Origin of the sequence: Streptomyces sp. 35G-GA-8 (assembly GCF_023534745.1) — a bacterium.
In the GTDB taxonomy this organism is placed as follows: Bacteria; Actinomycetota; Actinomycetes; order Streptomycetales; family Streptomycetaceae; genus Streptomyces.
The window spans coordinates 143,764-158,250 of sequence record NZ_JAMHJQ010000018.1 but is presented as its reverse complement, the minus strand read 5'-3'; the positions used below and the strand labels follow the sequence as shown (position 1 = coordinate 158,250).

13 protein-coding genes are annotated in these 14,487 nt (G+C 70.6%); 6 read left to right on the top strand and 7 right to left on the bottom strand.

Features of this window, described 5'->3' with window-relative positions:
- The 5 genes from M1203_RS33155 to M1203_RS33135 form a co-directional block, all read right to left on the bottom strand.
- The coding region (locus tag M1203_RS33155; protein WP_249953541.1) for a hypothetical protein at positions 1-367 on the bottom strand (367 nt) is incomplete at its 3' end.
- 269 nt (positions 368-636) lie between these two features.
- Entirely contained in the window at positions 637-1,692 is a 1,056-nt protein-coding gene (locus tag M1203_RS33150) for a HAMP domain-containing sensor histidine kinase (protein WP_249953552.1), read from the bottom strand.
- A gap of 221 nt (positions 1,693-1,913) precedes the next feature.
- Complete coding sequence (locus tag M1203_RS33145; RefSeq protein WP_030355662.1) at positions 1,914-2,651, bottom strand: response regulator transcription factor; 738 nt, start codon at positions 2,649-2,651, stop codon at positions 1,914-1,916.
- Between the two features lie 103 nt (positions 2,652-2,754).
- Positions 2,755-3,459, bottom strand: coding sequence for a spermidine synthase (locus tag M1203_RS33140; protein ID WP_249953540.1), 705 nt, complete (start codon positions 3,457-3,459; stop codon positions 2,755-2,757).
- A gap of 126 nt (positions 3,460-3,585) precedes the next feature.
- Positions 3,586-4,296 (bottom strand): flavin reductase family protein, encoded by a 711-nt coding sequence (locus M1203_RS33135; protein WP_249953539.1) that lies wholly within the window; start codon positions 4,294-4,296, stop codon positions 3,586-3,588.
- Positions 4,297-4,459: 163 nt separating this feature from the next.
- Between M1203_RS33135 and lon the strand changes: the two genes are divergently transcribed.
- A complete protein-coding gene (gene lon, locus M1203_RS33130) occupies positions 4,460-6,871 on the top strand; it encodes an endopeptidase La (protein ID WP_249953538.1) in 2,412 nt (803 codons plus the stop codon).
- A gap of 144 nt (positions 6,872-7,015) precedes the next feature.
- On the opposite strand, the gene M1203_RS33125 is transcribed toward lon, so the two are convergent.
- Positions 7,016-7,867 (bottom strand): lysozyme, encoded by an 852-nt coding sequence (locus M1203_RS33125; protein WP_249953537.1) that lies wholly within the window; start codon positions 7,865-7,867, stop codon positions 7,016-7,018.
- Positions 7,868-8,082: 215 nt separating this feature from the next.
- Here M1203_RS33125 and M1203_RS33120 point away from each other — a divergent pair, with 215 nt between their 5' ends.
- On the top strand, positions 8,083-8,577 hold the full coding sequence (locus M1203_RS33120) for a MarR family transcriptional regulator (protein ID WP_283959283.1): 495 nt from the start codon (positions 8,083-8,085) through the stop codon (positions 8,575-8,577).
- 58 nt (positions 8,578-8,635) lie between these two features.
- Here the strand turns inward: M1203_RS33120 and M1203_RS33115 are convergent, their stop codons facing one another.
- Positions 8,636-9,418 carry a protein phosphatase 2C domain-containing protein gene (locus tag M1203_RS33115; protein WP_249953535.1) on the bottom strand — a complete coding sequence of 261 codons (783 nt, stop codon included), beginning with the start codon at positions 9,416-9,418 and terminating at the stop codon, positions 8,636-8,638.
- 417 nt (positions 9,419-9,835) lie between these two features.
- On the opposite strand from M1203_RS33115, the gene M1203_RS33110 reads away from it, so the two are divergent.
- From M1203_RS33110 to M1203_RS33095, 4 genes are read left to right on the top strand one after another with little or no spacing between them, the layout of a single operon-like run.
- Entirely contained in the window at positions 9,836-12,925 is a 3,090-nt protein-coding gene (locus M1203_RS33110; RefSeq protein WP_249953534.1) for a nitrate- and nitrite sensing domain-containing protein, read from the top strand.
- On the top strand, positions 12,922-13,404 hold the full coding sequence (locus M1203_RS33105; protein WP_249953533.1) for a roadblock/LC7 domain-containing protein: 483 nt from the start codon (positions 12,922-12,924) through the stop codon (positions 13,402-13,404). Before M1203_RS33110 ends, M1203_RS33105 begins: the two co-directional genes overlap by 4 nt.
- Complete coding sequence (locus tag M1203_RS33100) at positions 13,401-13,814, top strand: DUF742 domain-containing protein (protein ID WP_249953532.1); 414 nt, start codon at positions 13,401-13,403, stop codon at positions 13,812-13,814. Before M1203_RS33105 ends, M1203_RS33100 begins: the two co-directional genes overlap by 4 nt.
- 4 nt (positions 13,815-13,818) lie before the next feature.
- A complete protein-coding gene (locus tag M1203_RS33095) occupies positions 13,819-14,475 on the top strand; it encodes an ATP/GTP-binding protein (RefSeq protein WP_374404600.1) in 657 nt (218 codons plus the stop codon).
- Positions 14,476-14,487: the final 12 nt, after the last annotated feature.

Sequence of the window (14,487 nt, the reverse complement as noted above, 5' to 3'; positions counted from 1 at the left end):
GCGCGGGCGCCGGGGCGGCGACAGCGGGCTTGGCCGGCGCGACGGGGGCCGCGGCCGGGGCGGCGGGCGCGGCCGGTGCGGCGGGAGCAGGGGCGGTCGCCTGGGGCGTGGGCACCGCAGCCCCCGCGGCTGCGGTCGCCGTGGCCTCGTCGGCCTTGCCGGACGTGTCCGCCGTACCGGGGGTGCCCGGCTTGTAGTCGGCGAAGAAGTCCCACCAGGCACGGTCGACCGAATTCGGATCCTGGAGGTACTGCTGGTAGATCTCGTCGACAAGCCACTCATTGGCACCGAAGGCCGCGGCAGGGTGCTTGCCCTGCCCGTCTTCGTCGGTCGAGATGCTCGCGTTACTGGGGGACTGAGACGACACGGCGTGAACCGCCCTCTTCCGCTTCACAAGGTGATGGACAGCGGGAATCAAGGCTACGCCTACCAGGCCAGGAGGTGCAGGCCAGGTGTGCCATCGTCGTGCAAGTCACATCGGACGGCGAGTTTCAGCGTAAGAATTGGCGGGAAACAAGCCAGGTTTCGGCTGTGCCGGGAACGCGTGACGCTCCGGTACGGCCGGTACACGGCTGGTTGCTCGCCCGTCCCCGACTCCGTGTCCGGAGATCGTGCGCTTTCGCTTCGAACTCTACGTCAATGACGGGGTCGCGGTGTTCCCGGCAGAGTGACCCGTATCAGGCATCCACGGACGGATTCGGCCACCCCTATCCGCCCGCCGTGCAGCTCCACGGCCCAGCGGGCGATCGCCAGACCCAGGCCCGTACCGCCGTCGCTGCCAGGGCCGTGCGGGTACTGCGCGCTGCCGCGGTTGAACCGTTCGAAGACGCGGTGCCGCTCCTGCTCAGGGATCCCGGGCCCCTCGTCCTGCACCTCCAGGTCCAGTGACTCGGGGCCGGGTCCGCGCCGGGCCCGTACGGTGACCCGGCCGTGCGGGGGGCTGTGCTTGACCGCGTTGTCGATGAGGTTGGCGACGACCTGGTGCAGCCGCTCCGCGTCCGCGTGCGCGGTCAGTTCGGGCGGTGAGACGTCCAGGTGGAGATGTACGTCCGTACGGGTGTGATGGCCGGAACCGGAGATCGGCCCGCGCCGGGACGAGGCCAGATTGGCCTCCTTGAGCACCCCGGAGAGATACGGCCAGACCTCGAAGCGCTGTGACCGAAGCGGTACAACCCCGTTGTCCAACCGGGACAGATCGAGCAGCGTCTCCGTCAGCCGGCCCAGCCGCTCGGTCTGCCGCAGGGCCGTGAGCATGGTCTCGGGGTCGGCGGGCGAGACCCCGTCCACGACGTTCTCCAGCACGGCGCGCAGGGCCGCGATGGGCGTGCGCAGCTCGTGCGAGACATTGGCGATCAGCTCCTTGCGGTGCCGGTCCTCGGCCTCCAGGTCGTCGGCCATGCGATTGATCGTGGAGGCGAGGTCGCCCAGCTCGTCCCGGCGGTCCGCGCCACTGACCCGACGGGTGTAGTCGCCGTGCGAGATGCCCTTCGCGACCGTGTTCATCTCATCGAGCGGCGCGGTCAGACCGTGCGCCACGAACTGGGTGATGAGCAGCGTGGCGATCATCGAGAAGACCGTGATGAAACGCAGCTCGGTCTCCGTGCGCAGGGCCACCATCAACAGCCCGGTGGTGATGAAGACGGAGATGACGACGAGGGTGCCGAGCTTGGCCTTGATGGAGAAGGGCCGCAGCCCGGAGCCGTCGAGGCCGCGGGGGGCGGGGCGGAATTCCAGGGCGGGCGGGCGTTGGACGCGACGGGTGTAGCGGCCCGCGCCGCTCCCGGGCCTCCCGGGCTTCCGGGGCCTCCCGGGCTTCCGGGGGGAGGCGGTGGTGGACGACGGAGCGCCCGGTCCGTCGCCGCGGCCGGCCGCGGCTCTGTCCCCGTCGGCGGCGTGGCCCTCACCCGGCGGGGTCATGGAGCGGGGGTCTCCAGCGCGTAGCCGACGCCATGGACGGTACGGATCCGCTCGGCGCCGATCTTCCGCCGCAGCGCCTTGATATGGCTGTCGACCGTACGGGTCCCCGACGCGTCCGCCCAGTCCCACACCTCGGCGAGCAGCTGCTCCCGGGAGAGCACCGCGCGCGGCGTGTTCGCCAGACAGACCAGCAGATCGAACTCGGTGGGCGTCAGATGGACATCGTCACCGCGCACCCGCACCCGGCGCTGCGCGTGGTCGATCTCCAGCTCGCCCAGCCGCAGGATGCCGCTGCGCGGGGTCACCGCGGCGAGCGCCGCCCGCTCCACCCGGCGCAGCAGCACATGCACCCGCGCGGCCAGTTCCCGCATCGAGAACGGCTTGGTCATGTAGTCGTCGGCACCGACCCCGAGGCCGACCAGCATGTCGGTCTCGTCGTCGCGCGCCGTCAGCATCAGCACCGGGACCGGCCGCTGCGCCTGGACGCGACGGCAGACCTCCAGGCCGTCGAAGCCCGGCAGCATGACGTCGAGGACCATCAGGTCCGGCTGCCAGGCCTCGGCCGCGTCCACGGCCGCCGGTCCGTCCAGCGCCGTCTGCACCAGAAAACCCTCGGCCCGCAGCCGTGCGGCGATGGCGTCGACGATCGTCGCGTCGTCCTCGACCACCAGCACCCGGCGCTGGGCGCCGGGCGTCGCCGCGACTCCGTTGTGGCTGGTGTGTGTCTGCTCCATCGCCCCGCCCCTGGTACGCGTTCCGCGATCCTTGATCCGCGATCTGCATGTAGATGTAGATCGGTGTGTGTGGAGCAGCGTAGAGGCAGCGGGAGCCTCCCGGCTACGCAGTGCGAACGGCGAGATGGACCACGTCGGGTACGCCTCGGGCAACTTGGATCTCTTCCGCCCTTACCCCGCTGAATCCGGCATTCCCCAACGCTTCGGCAAAGGCGGGGGAGGGATTCGCCGACCATACGGCGAGGACACCGCCCGGATTCAGCCGCGCACGGCAGGCGGCCAGTCCGTCCGGCGAATACAGGCTTTCGTTGTCCTCGGTGACGGTCCACTCGGGGCCGTTGTCGATGTCCAGGCAGAGGGCGTCGTAACGGTCCGTGGTCGTCCGCAGGTACTCCACAAGATCGGTGTGCAGGATCACAGCGCGCGGATCGGCCAGCGCCGCGCCGGAGATCCGCCGCAGCGGCCCGTCCCGGTGCCAGTCGATGACGGCCCGCTCCCGCTCGACCACCACGATCCGGCCCCAGCGGGGCTCGGCGGCGGCGTGCGCGAGCGAGAATCCCACCCCCAGGCCACCGACCAGCACGTCCGGCCGGTGCCGCTCCTCGGGGAGCGCGGCCAGGGCGGCATCGATGAGCAGCCGCTCGGAGCGGCCGTCCGAGGTGTCCATCAGGAAGCATCCGTTGGCGATGATTTCCAGCCGTTCACCGCGTCGGCGCAGCACGATCTCGCCGTGGGGTCCGTCCCGCCGGTCGAGCGTGACGGGACCGAGGTCGGACGCGGTCGCGAAATCGGGTGCGGGTGCGGACATGCCGGGCCTCTCCGTCGGGTGGCTGGTACCGCCCGACATCCTGCTCGCAGGGGCTGGAACAGGACAATCCGTTTCCCCCGCACCCATACACCCGCACCCATACATACGAACGGGTCCCGGCCAGGGTCATCGCCGCGCGGACGCCGTCGCCCCCGCCGTTTCGCTCCGGTAGGTGTGGCCGCGTTCCGGGCCGAGGCCGAAGTAGTGGCGGAAGTTGTAGATGAGCGGACTCCATGCGCCCGGATCGATGTGATCGGTGCCCGGCACGACGATGTCCGGGGCCGCGTGCACCTTCCGTACGACCGCCTCGACGATCAGGAAGCCGCCCGAGACGTCGGGCCGGACCCGGTCGGCGTACGCCTCCAGTTGGAGCGGGCACTCGGCGACGCGTGGCGGCCCGACCAGCTGGGAGGGCGCCGGGGTGAGGCCGGACGCGGTGAACTTGTCCGGTTCGAAGCGGCACCCGCGCGGCTTGCTCGCCGGGACGGGATCGCGTCCGGTGAGCGGAGCCAGCCGTTCCACGGCGGGCCACTGGTCCGGAGCGGGCAGGCTGATCACCAGCTCGCGACGGGGCCCGGAACCGGCGCTGAGATTGTGCGCGGTCTGCCCGTCGGCACCGAGCCCCAGCACCACCACCTGCCCGAGCGCCCAGGCCGAGGAGATCGGGGCGAGATTGACCGAGCCGTCGTCGTTCTCGGTGGTGAGCAGGACGACGGGGGTCCCGAAGTAGAGAACGCTGGGTTCGATGACCACATGGTCCGTCCCGGGAGCGGCCAGGGGGCCGGTCAGGCAATCGTCGGTCGGGGAATCCGTCAGGGTGTCCGTCGAGTTGTTCATACATCGACGCTAAGACGCGGACCGTTCGGCGGCGGCCGAAGCATCGGTGCAGGTCAGAGCCCCGAGACCGGTGATCGCTCAGAGCGAACGAAGCCGGGGGAACATACCGGGGCTCATAAGCATTGAGTCGGTACAGCTCAACTTGACTGCCGAAGGGGAGATCATGGCCGACACGTCCACACCGCTCACGCTTCCCGTGCTGCCGCTCGACGACGAGGTCGTCCTGCCCGGCATGGTGGTGCCTCTGGACCTGTCCGACGCCGAAGTCCGCGCCGCGGTGGAGGCCGCGCAGGCGGCTGCCCGTGATGGGGGCGACGGCGGCGGCAAGCCCAAGGTGCTGCTGGTACCGCGCATCGACGGGACATACGCCGGGACCGGTGTGCTGGGCACCGTCGAGCAGGTCGGCCGGCTCTCCGACGGAGACCCCGGCGCACTGATCCGCGGCCGGGGCCGGGTGCGCGTCGGCGCCAGTACGACCGGACCCGGCGCGGCCCTCTGGATCGAGGGCATCGCCGTCGACGAGACGGCGCCCGATCCGCTTCCGGGATCCGTGACCGAACTGATCAAGGAATACAAGGCGCTCGCCACCGACTGGCTCAAGAAGCGCGGCGCCTGGCAGGTGGTGGACCGCGTCCAGCAGATCGATGACGTGTCCACGCTCGCCGACAATTCCGGTTACTCACCGTTCCTGACCACCGCGCAGAAGGTGGCGCTGCTGGAGACCGCCGATCCGGTGGCCCGGCTCAAGCTCGCCACCGAGCAGCTGCGCGAACACCTCGCCGAACAGGACGTCGCGGAGTCCATCGCGAAGGACGTCCAGGAAGGCGTCGACAAGCAGCAGCGCGAGTTCCTGCTCCGGCGCCAGCTCGACGCCGTGCGCAAGGAGCTGCGCGAGATCAACGGCGAGGGCGACGACGACGAGTCCGCCGACTACCGGACCCGTGTCGAGAACGCCGATCTCCCCGAGAAGGTGCGGGAAGCCGCGCTGAAGGAGGTCGACAAGCTGGAGCGCTCGTCCGACCAGAGCCCCGAGGGCTCCTGGATCCGCACCTGGCTGGACACCGTCCTCGAACTGCCCTGGAACGAGCGCACGGAGGACGAGTACGACATCAGGGGCGCCCAGGCCGTGCTCGACGCCGAGCACTCCGGCCTGGAGGACGTGAAGGAACGCATCACCGAGTACCTGGCCGTGCGCAAGCGGCGCGCGGACCGCGGTCTCGGAGTCGTCGGCGGCCGTCGCGGCGGCGCCGTACTGGCCCTCGTCGGCCCTCCGGGCGTCGGAAAGACCTCGCTCGGCGAGAGCGTCGCGCACGCCATGGGCCGGAAGTTCGTCCGGGTCGCGCTGGGCGGCGTACGGGACGAGGCGGAGATCCGCGGCCACCGGCGTACGTACGTCGGCGCGCTGCCGGGCCGTATCGTCCGGGCCATCAAGGAGGCCGGTTCGATGAACCCGGTCGTCCTGCTCGACGAGATCGACAAGGTCGGCTCCGACTTCCGCGGCGACCCGGCCGCGGCGCTGCTCGAAGTCCTGGACCCGGCGCAGAACCACACCTTCCGCGACCACTACCTGGAGGTCGAACTCGACCTGTCCGACGTGGTGTTCCTCGCCACGGCGAACGTCCTGGAAGCGATCCCGGAGGCGCTGCTCGACCGTATGGAGCTGGTCAGGCTCGACGGCTACACGGAGGACGAGAAGGTCGTCATCGCCAAGGACCACCTGCTGCCCAGGCAGCTGGAGCGCGCGGGCCTGGAGCCCGGCGAGGTCACGCTGGAGGAGGACGCGCTGCGCAAGCTGGCGGGCGAGTACACCCGTGAGGCCGGCGTACGAAACCTGGAACGTGCCATAGCGCGGCTGCTCCGCAAGGTCGCGGCCGAGCACGAACTGGGCGAGCGGGAGCTGCCGTTCACCCTCGGCGCCGGGCATCTGCGCAAGCTGATCGGCCGGCCGCACCACGTACCCGAGTCCGCCCAGGACCCGGCCGAGCGCCGCACGGCGGTGCCAGGCGTGGCCACGGGTCTCGCGGTCACGGGCGCGGGTGGTGACGTCCTGTACGTCGAGGCGTCGCTGGCCGACCCGGAGACGGGCGGCTCAGGGCTGACCCTGACCGGACAGCTCGGTGACGTGATGAAGGAGTCGGCACAGATCGCGCTCTCCTTCCTCCGCTCGCGCGGCGCCGAACTGGAGCTGCCGGTGGCGGATCTGAAGGACCGGGGCGTACACATCCACTTCCCGGCGGGCGCGGTGCCGAAGGACGGCCCGAGCGCGGGCATCACGATGACGACGGCCCTGGCCTCGCTGCTCAGCGGGCGGCTGGTCCGCACGGACGTCGCCATGACCGGTGAGGTCTCGCTGACCGGACGTGTCCTGCCCATCGGCGGCCTGAAGCAGAAGCTGCTGGCGGCGCACCGCGCGGGTATCACGACGGTCGTGATCCCGAAGCGCAACGAACCGGACCTGGACGATGTCCCGGCCGAGATCCTCGACAAGCTGGAGGTCCACCCGGTGACGGATGTCCGCCAGGTCCTGGACATCGCGCTGGCCCCGGCGGAGGTCCTGGTCTCAGCGGCGGCGTGACGCGGGCACCCGCGCGGGCACCTGCGCGGACAGCCGCGCACGCGCCTTCGCGGACGGCTCCTGATGACAACGAGCCCATGACAGCGCGGTCCCGACCGGCCCTCCGTTCCGGTCGGGACCGCGTGGTGTCGCGAGGCGGTGCGGTCAGCCGTTCGCCAGGGCCTGGACGCGGTCCAGGGCGCCGTTGAACCTGTTGTGGTCACCGACGATCGGGCCCGTCGAGGTGTACTGCCAGATCGTCTGGAAGCCCCAGCCCGCCGGCAGCTCGCCGACCGTGGTGTTGTAGCGGGCGATCCACAGCGGGTTTGTGGAGCCGAAGCCCGCGTAGTTGCCGGTGCAGGTCTTCCACCAGCTCGTGGCCGTGTAGATCACCGCGTCGCGGCTGGTCCGGGCCTTGTACGTGGTCAGGAAGTCACGGATCCAGGCGACCATCTGGGCCGGCGTCTTGCCGTAGCACTGCTCGCCGTACGGGTTCCACTCGATGTCCAGCACGCCGGGCAGGGTCTTGCCGTCGCGCGACCAGCCGCCCCCGCCGTCCACGAAGTAGTTGGCCTGGTTGGCGCCGCTGGAGTCGTTCGGCGTGCCGAAGTGGTACGCGCCCCGGATCATGCCGATGTTGTACGAGCCGTTGTACTGCTGTGTGAAGTAGGGGTTCTTGTAGTAGTTCCCCTCGGTGGCCTTGACGTAGGCCCACTTGACGCCGCTGTTCCACAGGGACGCCCAGTCGACGTTCCCCTGATGGCCGGAGACGTCCACGCCTTCTGTCTGGACGACGCGGTCCGCGCGGGGCAGCGGACCCTGGCCGTCGTGCTCGATGACGCCCATGCCCATGTGGGCCGAGCCGCGTACGGGGGTGCTGCCGGCCGGTGGGTCGGCCGGGGTGGTGGTGGCGCCCGCCGCACCCGGGAGGGTGAGCAGGAGCGCGAGACTTGCGAGGAGAGCGCCGGCCGCGGCGGCGAACGAACGGCCGGTCGTTCCGGATCTGTGCACGGGCATTGCGTGCCTCCGAAGACCTCGGTGGGGGGATCTCATGACGGGTCGGACACGTCGACATGTAGTGCAATGGACATGCCAGCATTGACGCTACGCACGTAGAGCCTGATGAAGGAAGAGCGCCACGCTGCTTCCGTTGGTATAAACCTGCGAAATACTGACGGAGCTGCGGCAACGGTCGTCGGCGAAAGAAACTTTCAGGGGCGGAAAAGCGCGCGATGGGTGCTGACGTGCACGGAAATGATACGGCGGAAGATCCCGGACTCGCCGGAGGCAGTGGTGTGGACCACGAATTCCTCGCGCTGGAACGGGAACTGGCGGTGTTTCTGCGCCGTGCTCGGGCCAGCTCCGGAGAAATGGCACGGGAGGTCCATCCCGAGCTGGAGCCCGCCGCCTATGGACTGCTCGTACGGCTGGACGAGAACAGCTGCCAGCGGGCCACCGAACTCGCCGCCTATTTCGGGGTCGGCAAGGCGACGATAAGCCGTCAGCTGCGCGCCCTGGAGGAACTGGGACTGGTGACGCGCGAGCCCGATCCGGCCGACGGACGCGCCTCGCTCGTCCGGATCACCGATGAGGGCCGTGCCCGTTTCCGGCGGGTGCGCGACGCGCGCCGCGAGCGGTACGTACAGAAGCTGGCCGACTGGGACCGCTCCGAGATCGCCGAACTGGCGAGGCTGCTCCACCATCTGAACGCCCGCGCCGAGAGCTGACCAGGGGGGCGCCCGCCACCCGACGGGCAGCCCCCGACAGCGACAGCTACAGCGGCGGCTAGAGCTCCACGTACGTCACCGTCGCGTCATCGCTCGCCTTCCCCCGCCGGAACACCACCCCGTCCGGGTCCGCCGACTCCGACGCCCTCACCCGGTCGATCAGCTCCTGCGCGCCGTTCTTGCGCACCAGCGCCAGACAGTCCGCCCAGCCGCCTTCCCGGAAGACCTCCACCCAGCGGGCCGCGCCATCGGTCAGCGCCAGCAGGGCGCGTACCTCCGAAGCCGGCGTACGGCCCGTCACCGCCTTCTCCGCGACCGCCGGATCCGCCGCCGCGGTGAAGAAGCCGCCCTCCGCGTTGCGCAGCGCGTCCGCCGTGACCACCGAGCGCAGCGCCTCGCGCGGGACGCGGTCCAGCCGGTCGTCGAGCACCGCGCGCACCGCGCCGTCGGGCGACTCCAGCAGCAGCGTCGAGTCGGAGAGCACCAGATGTTCGACGGTGTCCGAACCCCAACGCGCGAGGACGACGGTCGCCTGTGGCGTACGCACGTGAGAAAGGTCACAGGTTTGACGGTGCGCGTCCGCCGTACGCGCGATCGACGCCGCGAGGATCTCTGCCAGTGGCATATCCCGTCGTGAACCGGACAGTTCGGCGAGCGCGCCGCCCAGTCTGGCGGTGAACCAGGGCACGCCGTGCACACATCCGTCGTCCCCGGTCGGGGGCGTCACCCCGTCCAGCACGACCAGTACGCCGCCCTCGCCCTCGGCGGGCAGGACCACGGAAGTCCAGTCCTCATTGGGCCGTACGGCGGCGCCGGGCGTGGTGGCGAGTTCGATACGCATGCGCACCAGTGTGCATGACTTTCCAGGCTATCCGCATGAACTCTTCACGGTGTCTGCACGTCGTGCCGATCGGTCCGTTCTGCCAGGTCAACCGCTCTCATTCGGTCAGAATGAGTCCCGGACGAAGCCGGACGGAGGCCCGAAGGAGGCCGGATTGAGGGGGTCGGGGAAGCTGCGGGCGCGCATCCTGCCAAAGCCCGCGCGTAAGGTCCACCCGGCACGCCATGTTCACGACGGGTCTCCAGTGGGAAGAGTTGTTCGTCAACTCCTTCTTGCTGTTCACTCGTTCAGGTGGCGGAGCGGCCGATGCGCGCCTTCCTCCCAAGGGCGCTGGAATGGTCGACAGCCGTGCCAGGGGTGGGGGTTCTCACGTAGTGACCGGTCGTCACCTCTGCTTCATGGGCGGACGAGTCAAGAATGCGAGCACCGGTGCAGAAGAAGCGGCCTCGGGGTAACGGTGTCGGGCGGGACGAGGCCACCTCGGTCACCACGCCCGGGACCAGTTCGGTCACTTCGGCCACGAAAGCCGGGAAGAACAAGGCCGGGAACACCAAGGGCGGCAAGAAGAAGGCCGACAGGACGCCGGGCGCGAACGCCACGGCCGGGAGTGTCACGACCGATACCGGCAAGGCTCAGGAAGGACGCCGAGTGCGGGTACGCAACCGGCTGGTAGCCGGTGTCGCGGTCCTGGGGGTCACCGTCATCGCGGCAGGCACCCCCGCCGTACTCACCGCCTCCACCGAGCTGAACGATGCCCAGAACCTGGTCGTCCTCGCCGAATTGAACCGGCAGGCCGTGATCCTCAGCCACTCCCTCGCGGACGAGCGCGACGAGGTCATCGTCTATATCGCCGCCGGCCGCGCCGAGCAGCCCGACGGCTCCGGCGGCAAGGGCGACAAGGACAAGCACACGATCTCGGACACCCGCAGCACCCGGGTCGACCGGCAGATCGACGAGATGCGGGCCACCGCGTCGGCCTCTCCCGGCCTGCTGCGCGACCTCTCCACCGTCCCCTCCATCCGCCGCACCGCCCTCACCGGCGAAGGCTCCGCGCTGGAGGCCTACCGCGCGTACTCCGAGGTCATCGCCAAGCTCCAGGCACTCGCCGACGAGCTGGCCGAGCGGACCCCGGCCGAGGCCGCCGACGGCACCCGCGCCCCCGGCGCGCTCTCCCGCGCCGTCGAGCAGGCCTCCGCCACCCGGGGACTGCTGCTGGCCGCGCTCGCCGTGCCGGGCCCCACCGACACCGCGCCGCAGTACGACCCGATCACGGGCCTCCCGGTCGAGTCCGGGACCGACGCGGACAGCAAGAAGAACGACCAGCTCCGCGACGACCTCAGCGCCGACGCGCAGAAGGCGCACGTACGCGAACTCGGCGCGCTCGCCGACTTCGACCAGAGCGCGGACACCGAGGCGCGCGAATCGCTCACCGGCACCGTCACCGGGCCCGAGATCAAGACCGCCGAGGGGTATCTGACCCGGCTCACCGACCGGCCCCAGCTCTCCGACTCCGACCGCGAGGCCGACCAGGAGAAGGTCGAATCCGCGCTCTCCGCCAGGATCGACCAGATGCGCGGCGTCGAGTCGGGCCTCGGCACCAGCCAGCTGGAGCGGCTGGAGGGCCTGCGCGACGACGCCGTCACCGGCCTCGAACTGCGGATCGCGCTGCTCGGCGGCTGTCTGCTGATCGCTGTCGGGGTCTCCACCGCCGTCGCCCGTACGCTCACCCGGCCGCTCGCGGTCGTACGGATCGGAGCGGCCCGCCTCTCGGCGGCGCCGGAGACCGAGGACCCGGTCAGGTTCACCGGCCGCAACGACGAGTTCGCGCAGGTCGTACGGTCCCTCAACAGCCTGCACAGCAAGCTGCTCGACCTCTCCACCCGCGCCGGGGAGCTGGACAGGGAACGGCTCGGTCTGATCGGCGCGCGCGAGAAGATCGTCGCCCAGCGCGCCGAACTCCAGGAGCGTACGACCGAACTCACCGCCCAGCTCCAGCGGCTGCGCCACACCGTGCACCACACCTTCGTCAACCTCTCGCTGCGCAACCTCGGCCTCGTGGAGCGCCAGCTCGGGGTGATCGAGGCCCTGGAGGAGCGCGAGCAGGACCCCGAGCAGCTGGCCACCCTCTTCAAGCTCGACCACATGGCCACCGTCATGCGCAGGCACAGCGAGAATCTGCTCGTGCTCGCCGGCCATGAACACGGCCACGGCTCGACCGGGCCCGTACCGCTCGTGGACGTCCTGCGCGCGGCCGTCAGCGAGATCGAGCGGTACGAGCGGATCACGATCCAGTCCCTGCCGCCGCACGCGCAGGTGGCCGGGTTCGCCGCGGACGATCTCAGCCATCTCGTCGCCGAGCTGCTGGAGAACGCCACCTCCTTCTCGCCGCCGGACGCGGAGGTCCAGCTCTCCGGCTGGCTGCTGGAGACCGGCGAGGTGATGCTCTCCGTACAGGACCAGGGCATCGGCATGTCCGCGGACCGGCTGACCGCGCTCAACGCGCGGCTCGCCGAGCCGCAAGGCCCCGAGGGGCTCGACGACACTCCGCGCAAGCCGTTCGTGAGCGACCCGGAGGGCGAGGGACTCGGGCTGCGCGTCGCCGGGCTGCTCGCGGCGCGTCATGGCGTACGGGTCGAGCTGCGCGAGCACCAGCAGGGCGGCGTGGCCGCGGTCGTCGTACTGCCGCAGGCGCTGCTGCCGGCGTCTCCGGCCGCCTCGCCGCACCGGGCACGGGCGGCGGGCGCCGCCCCCGCGCTCAATCTGCCGGGCTCGACTGCGGAGGCCAACTCCAATGCCCTTCCCGGCCGCTCCGAGCCGGCCAGACCGCCGGCGGACGCCGGGAGCCCGGCGCGGCCCGCCGCGCCCGCCGCTCCCGCCGAAGCCCCGGCCCCGGAAGTCGACCCGCTGGTGGTCGCCGCCGAGGCGGCGATCCGCCGGGCCGAGGCCGAAGAGGCCCACGGAGCGAGCCCGGCCGAGCGGGATCGGACGGCCGAGCGGGAACGTGCGGCCGACACCGGCGCCCTGGCCGCGTACGGGACGACCACCCCGGACCCGGACACGGCCGTCGGCCCGTACGCCATCGGCCCCGACTCCCATGAGCGTGTCCATGACGGTGAGCCGCTGACCATCGGCCCCGACCAGGACACTTTCGCGATGCGGCTGCCCCGGCAGCCCGGCTCCGCCGAGGCGGATCCTGCCGCGACGACCGACGCGGCAGGACCGGAACGCATCACCGACAAGGGGCTGCCCAAGCGCACCCCGAGAATCGTCAAGCCTGCCGCCGCGCCCACCGGGCGTACCGGCAGTGTGGACGCCGAAGCGCTGCGCCGCAGACTCGGCGGCTTCCACAAGGGGGCCAAGGAAGGCCGGCGCGACGTCGAGGCCGAACTGACCGAGAGGTCGGAGCAGTCTGACCGGGCTGAGCACGCGGAGCCCAGGGGCTCCGCGGCACGGACCGAGGTACATACCGGAGACACGGGGGAGACAGTCGAGGAGGCACGCAGTTGACTGCGACCGGCACATTCGGACTGAGCAGCGAAGCCCGCAACCTGCACTGGCTGTTGAGCAACCTCGTCGAGGAGGTGCCAGGGGTGCACTCGGTCGCCGTCGTCTCGTCCGACGGACTCCTGTTGCTCTCCTCCGACCCGGGGCTGAACACCGAGGCGGCCACCCCCGTGCGCAGGGAGGGCCCCCGCGGCTCCAGCGCCGATCTGGCCACCATCGTCTCGGGCATCGGCAGCCTCACCGTCGGAGCGGCGAAGCTGATGGACGGCGGCGGGGTCAAACAGACCATGGTCGCCATGGAGGAGGGCAGCGTCTTCGTCATGGCGATCAGCGACGGCTCGCTGCTCGGGGTGCACGCCACCCCCGACTGCGACATGAGCGTGGTGGCCTACCACATGGCGCTCTTCGTGGGCCGGGCCGGACATGTACTGACGCCCGAGCTCCGCGAGGAGCTGCGTAAATCGATGGAGAGCGCCACATGACGCCGTCCGCCGATCCGGCCCGGAGGCTGCCCGTGCGCGGCGCCGACCGCAGGCCCGCGCGGGTCCGTCCGTACTCGCTCACCGGGGGACGGACCCGATTCGGCCATGTCCTGCTGGTCGAGACCTTCGTCGCCGCCCTCGAAGCGGCCGACGAGCGCAAGGAACTGACGGACGGCGGGGGCGCGGCACGCGTCATGCCGGAGATGCTGGCCATCGTCGAGCTGTGCCGGCGCATGCGTACCGTCGCCGAGGTGTCGGCGCTGCTCAAGATGCCGCTGGGGGTGGTGAGGGTGCTGCTCAGCGACCTCGCCGACCAGGGAAAGATCCGTGTGTACGGGACCGGGCACGACACCGGCCAGCCCGACCACGCACTGCTGGAAAGGGTGCTGAGTGGACTCCGCCGCCTCTGACGTCATCGCCGCGTTCGGCGTCGCCGGCTCATCGCCGACCGGCGTCGGGCCCGCACCTGAGGTCGAGCCCGAACGTGAAGAGGATCTGCGGCCCTGGCAACTGGACCGCACACGCGCGCCGATCGCCACCAAGATCGTGGTCGCGGGCGGTTTCGGGGTCGGCAAGACGACCTTCGTCGGGGCGGTCTCGGAGATTCCGCCGCTCCAGACCGAAGCGCTGATGACCCAGGCCAGCGCCGAGGTCGACGATCTCAGCGCGACGCCCGACAAGGTCACCACGACCGTGGCGATGGACTACGGGCGTATCACCCTCGATGACGACCTGGTCCTGTATCTCTTCGGTACCCCGGGCCAGAAGCGCTTCTGGTTCATGTGGGACGACCTCGTGCGCGGTGCGATCGGCGCCGTCGTGCTGGCCGATACCCGACGGCTGCCCGACTGCTTCCCGGCGCTCGACTACTTCGAGAGCTGTGGACTGCCGTATGTCGTCGCCGTCAACCACTTCGAGGGAACACCGGCGTTCGAGCCGGACGATGTGCGTGAGGCCTTGACGATTCCGTCGGGCGTGCCTGTACTGATCATGGACGCTCGCAAACGGATCACGGCGGTCGAGTCACTGCTCGCGCTGGTGCGGCATGCGCTGGAAACCTCTCCGGAGTAGCCCGGTCCGGCC

Excerpts from the sequence above, each read along its gene's own strand:
- M1203_RS33110 (WP_249953534.1), top strand. The coding sequence starts at position 9,836 with ATGCGAGCACCGGTGCAGAAGAAGCGGCCTCGGGGTAACGGTGTCGGG.
- lon (WP_249953538.1), top strand. The coding sequence starts at position 4,460 with ATGGCCGACACGTCCACACCGCTCACGCTTCCCGTGCTGCCGCTCGAC.
- M1203_RS33120 (WP_283959283.1), top strand. The coding sequence starts at position 8,083 with ATGGGTGCTGACGTGCACGGAAATGATACGGCGGAAGATCCCGGACTC.
- M1203_RS33100 (WP_249953532.1), top strand. The coding sequence starts at position 13,401 with ATGACGCCGTCCGCCGATCCGGCCCGGAGGCTGCCCGTGCGCGGCGCC.
- M1203_RS33140 (WP_249953540.1), bottom strand. The coding sequence starts at position 3,459 with ATGTCCGCACCCGCACCCGATTTCGCGACCGCGTCCGACCTCGGTCCC.
- M1203_RS33115 (WP_249953535.1), bottom strand. The coding sequence starts at position 9,418 with ATGCGTATCGAACTCGCCACCACGCCCGGCGCCGCCGTACGGCCCAAT.
- M1203_RS33125 (WP_249953537.1), bottom strand. The coding sequence starts at position 7,867 with ATGCCCGTGCACAGATCCGGAACGACCGGCCGTTCGTTCGCCGCCGCG.
- M1203_RS33135 (WP_249953539.1), bottom strand. The coding sequence starts at position 4,296 with ATGAACAACTCGACGGACACCCTGACGGATTCCCCGACCGACGATTGC.
- M1203_RS33145 (WP_030355662.1), bottom strand. The coding sequence starts at position 2,651 with ATGGAGCAGACACACACCAGCCACAACGGAGTCGCGGCGACGCCCGGC.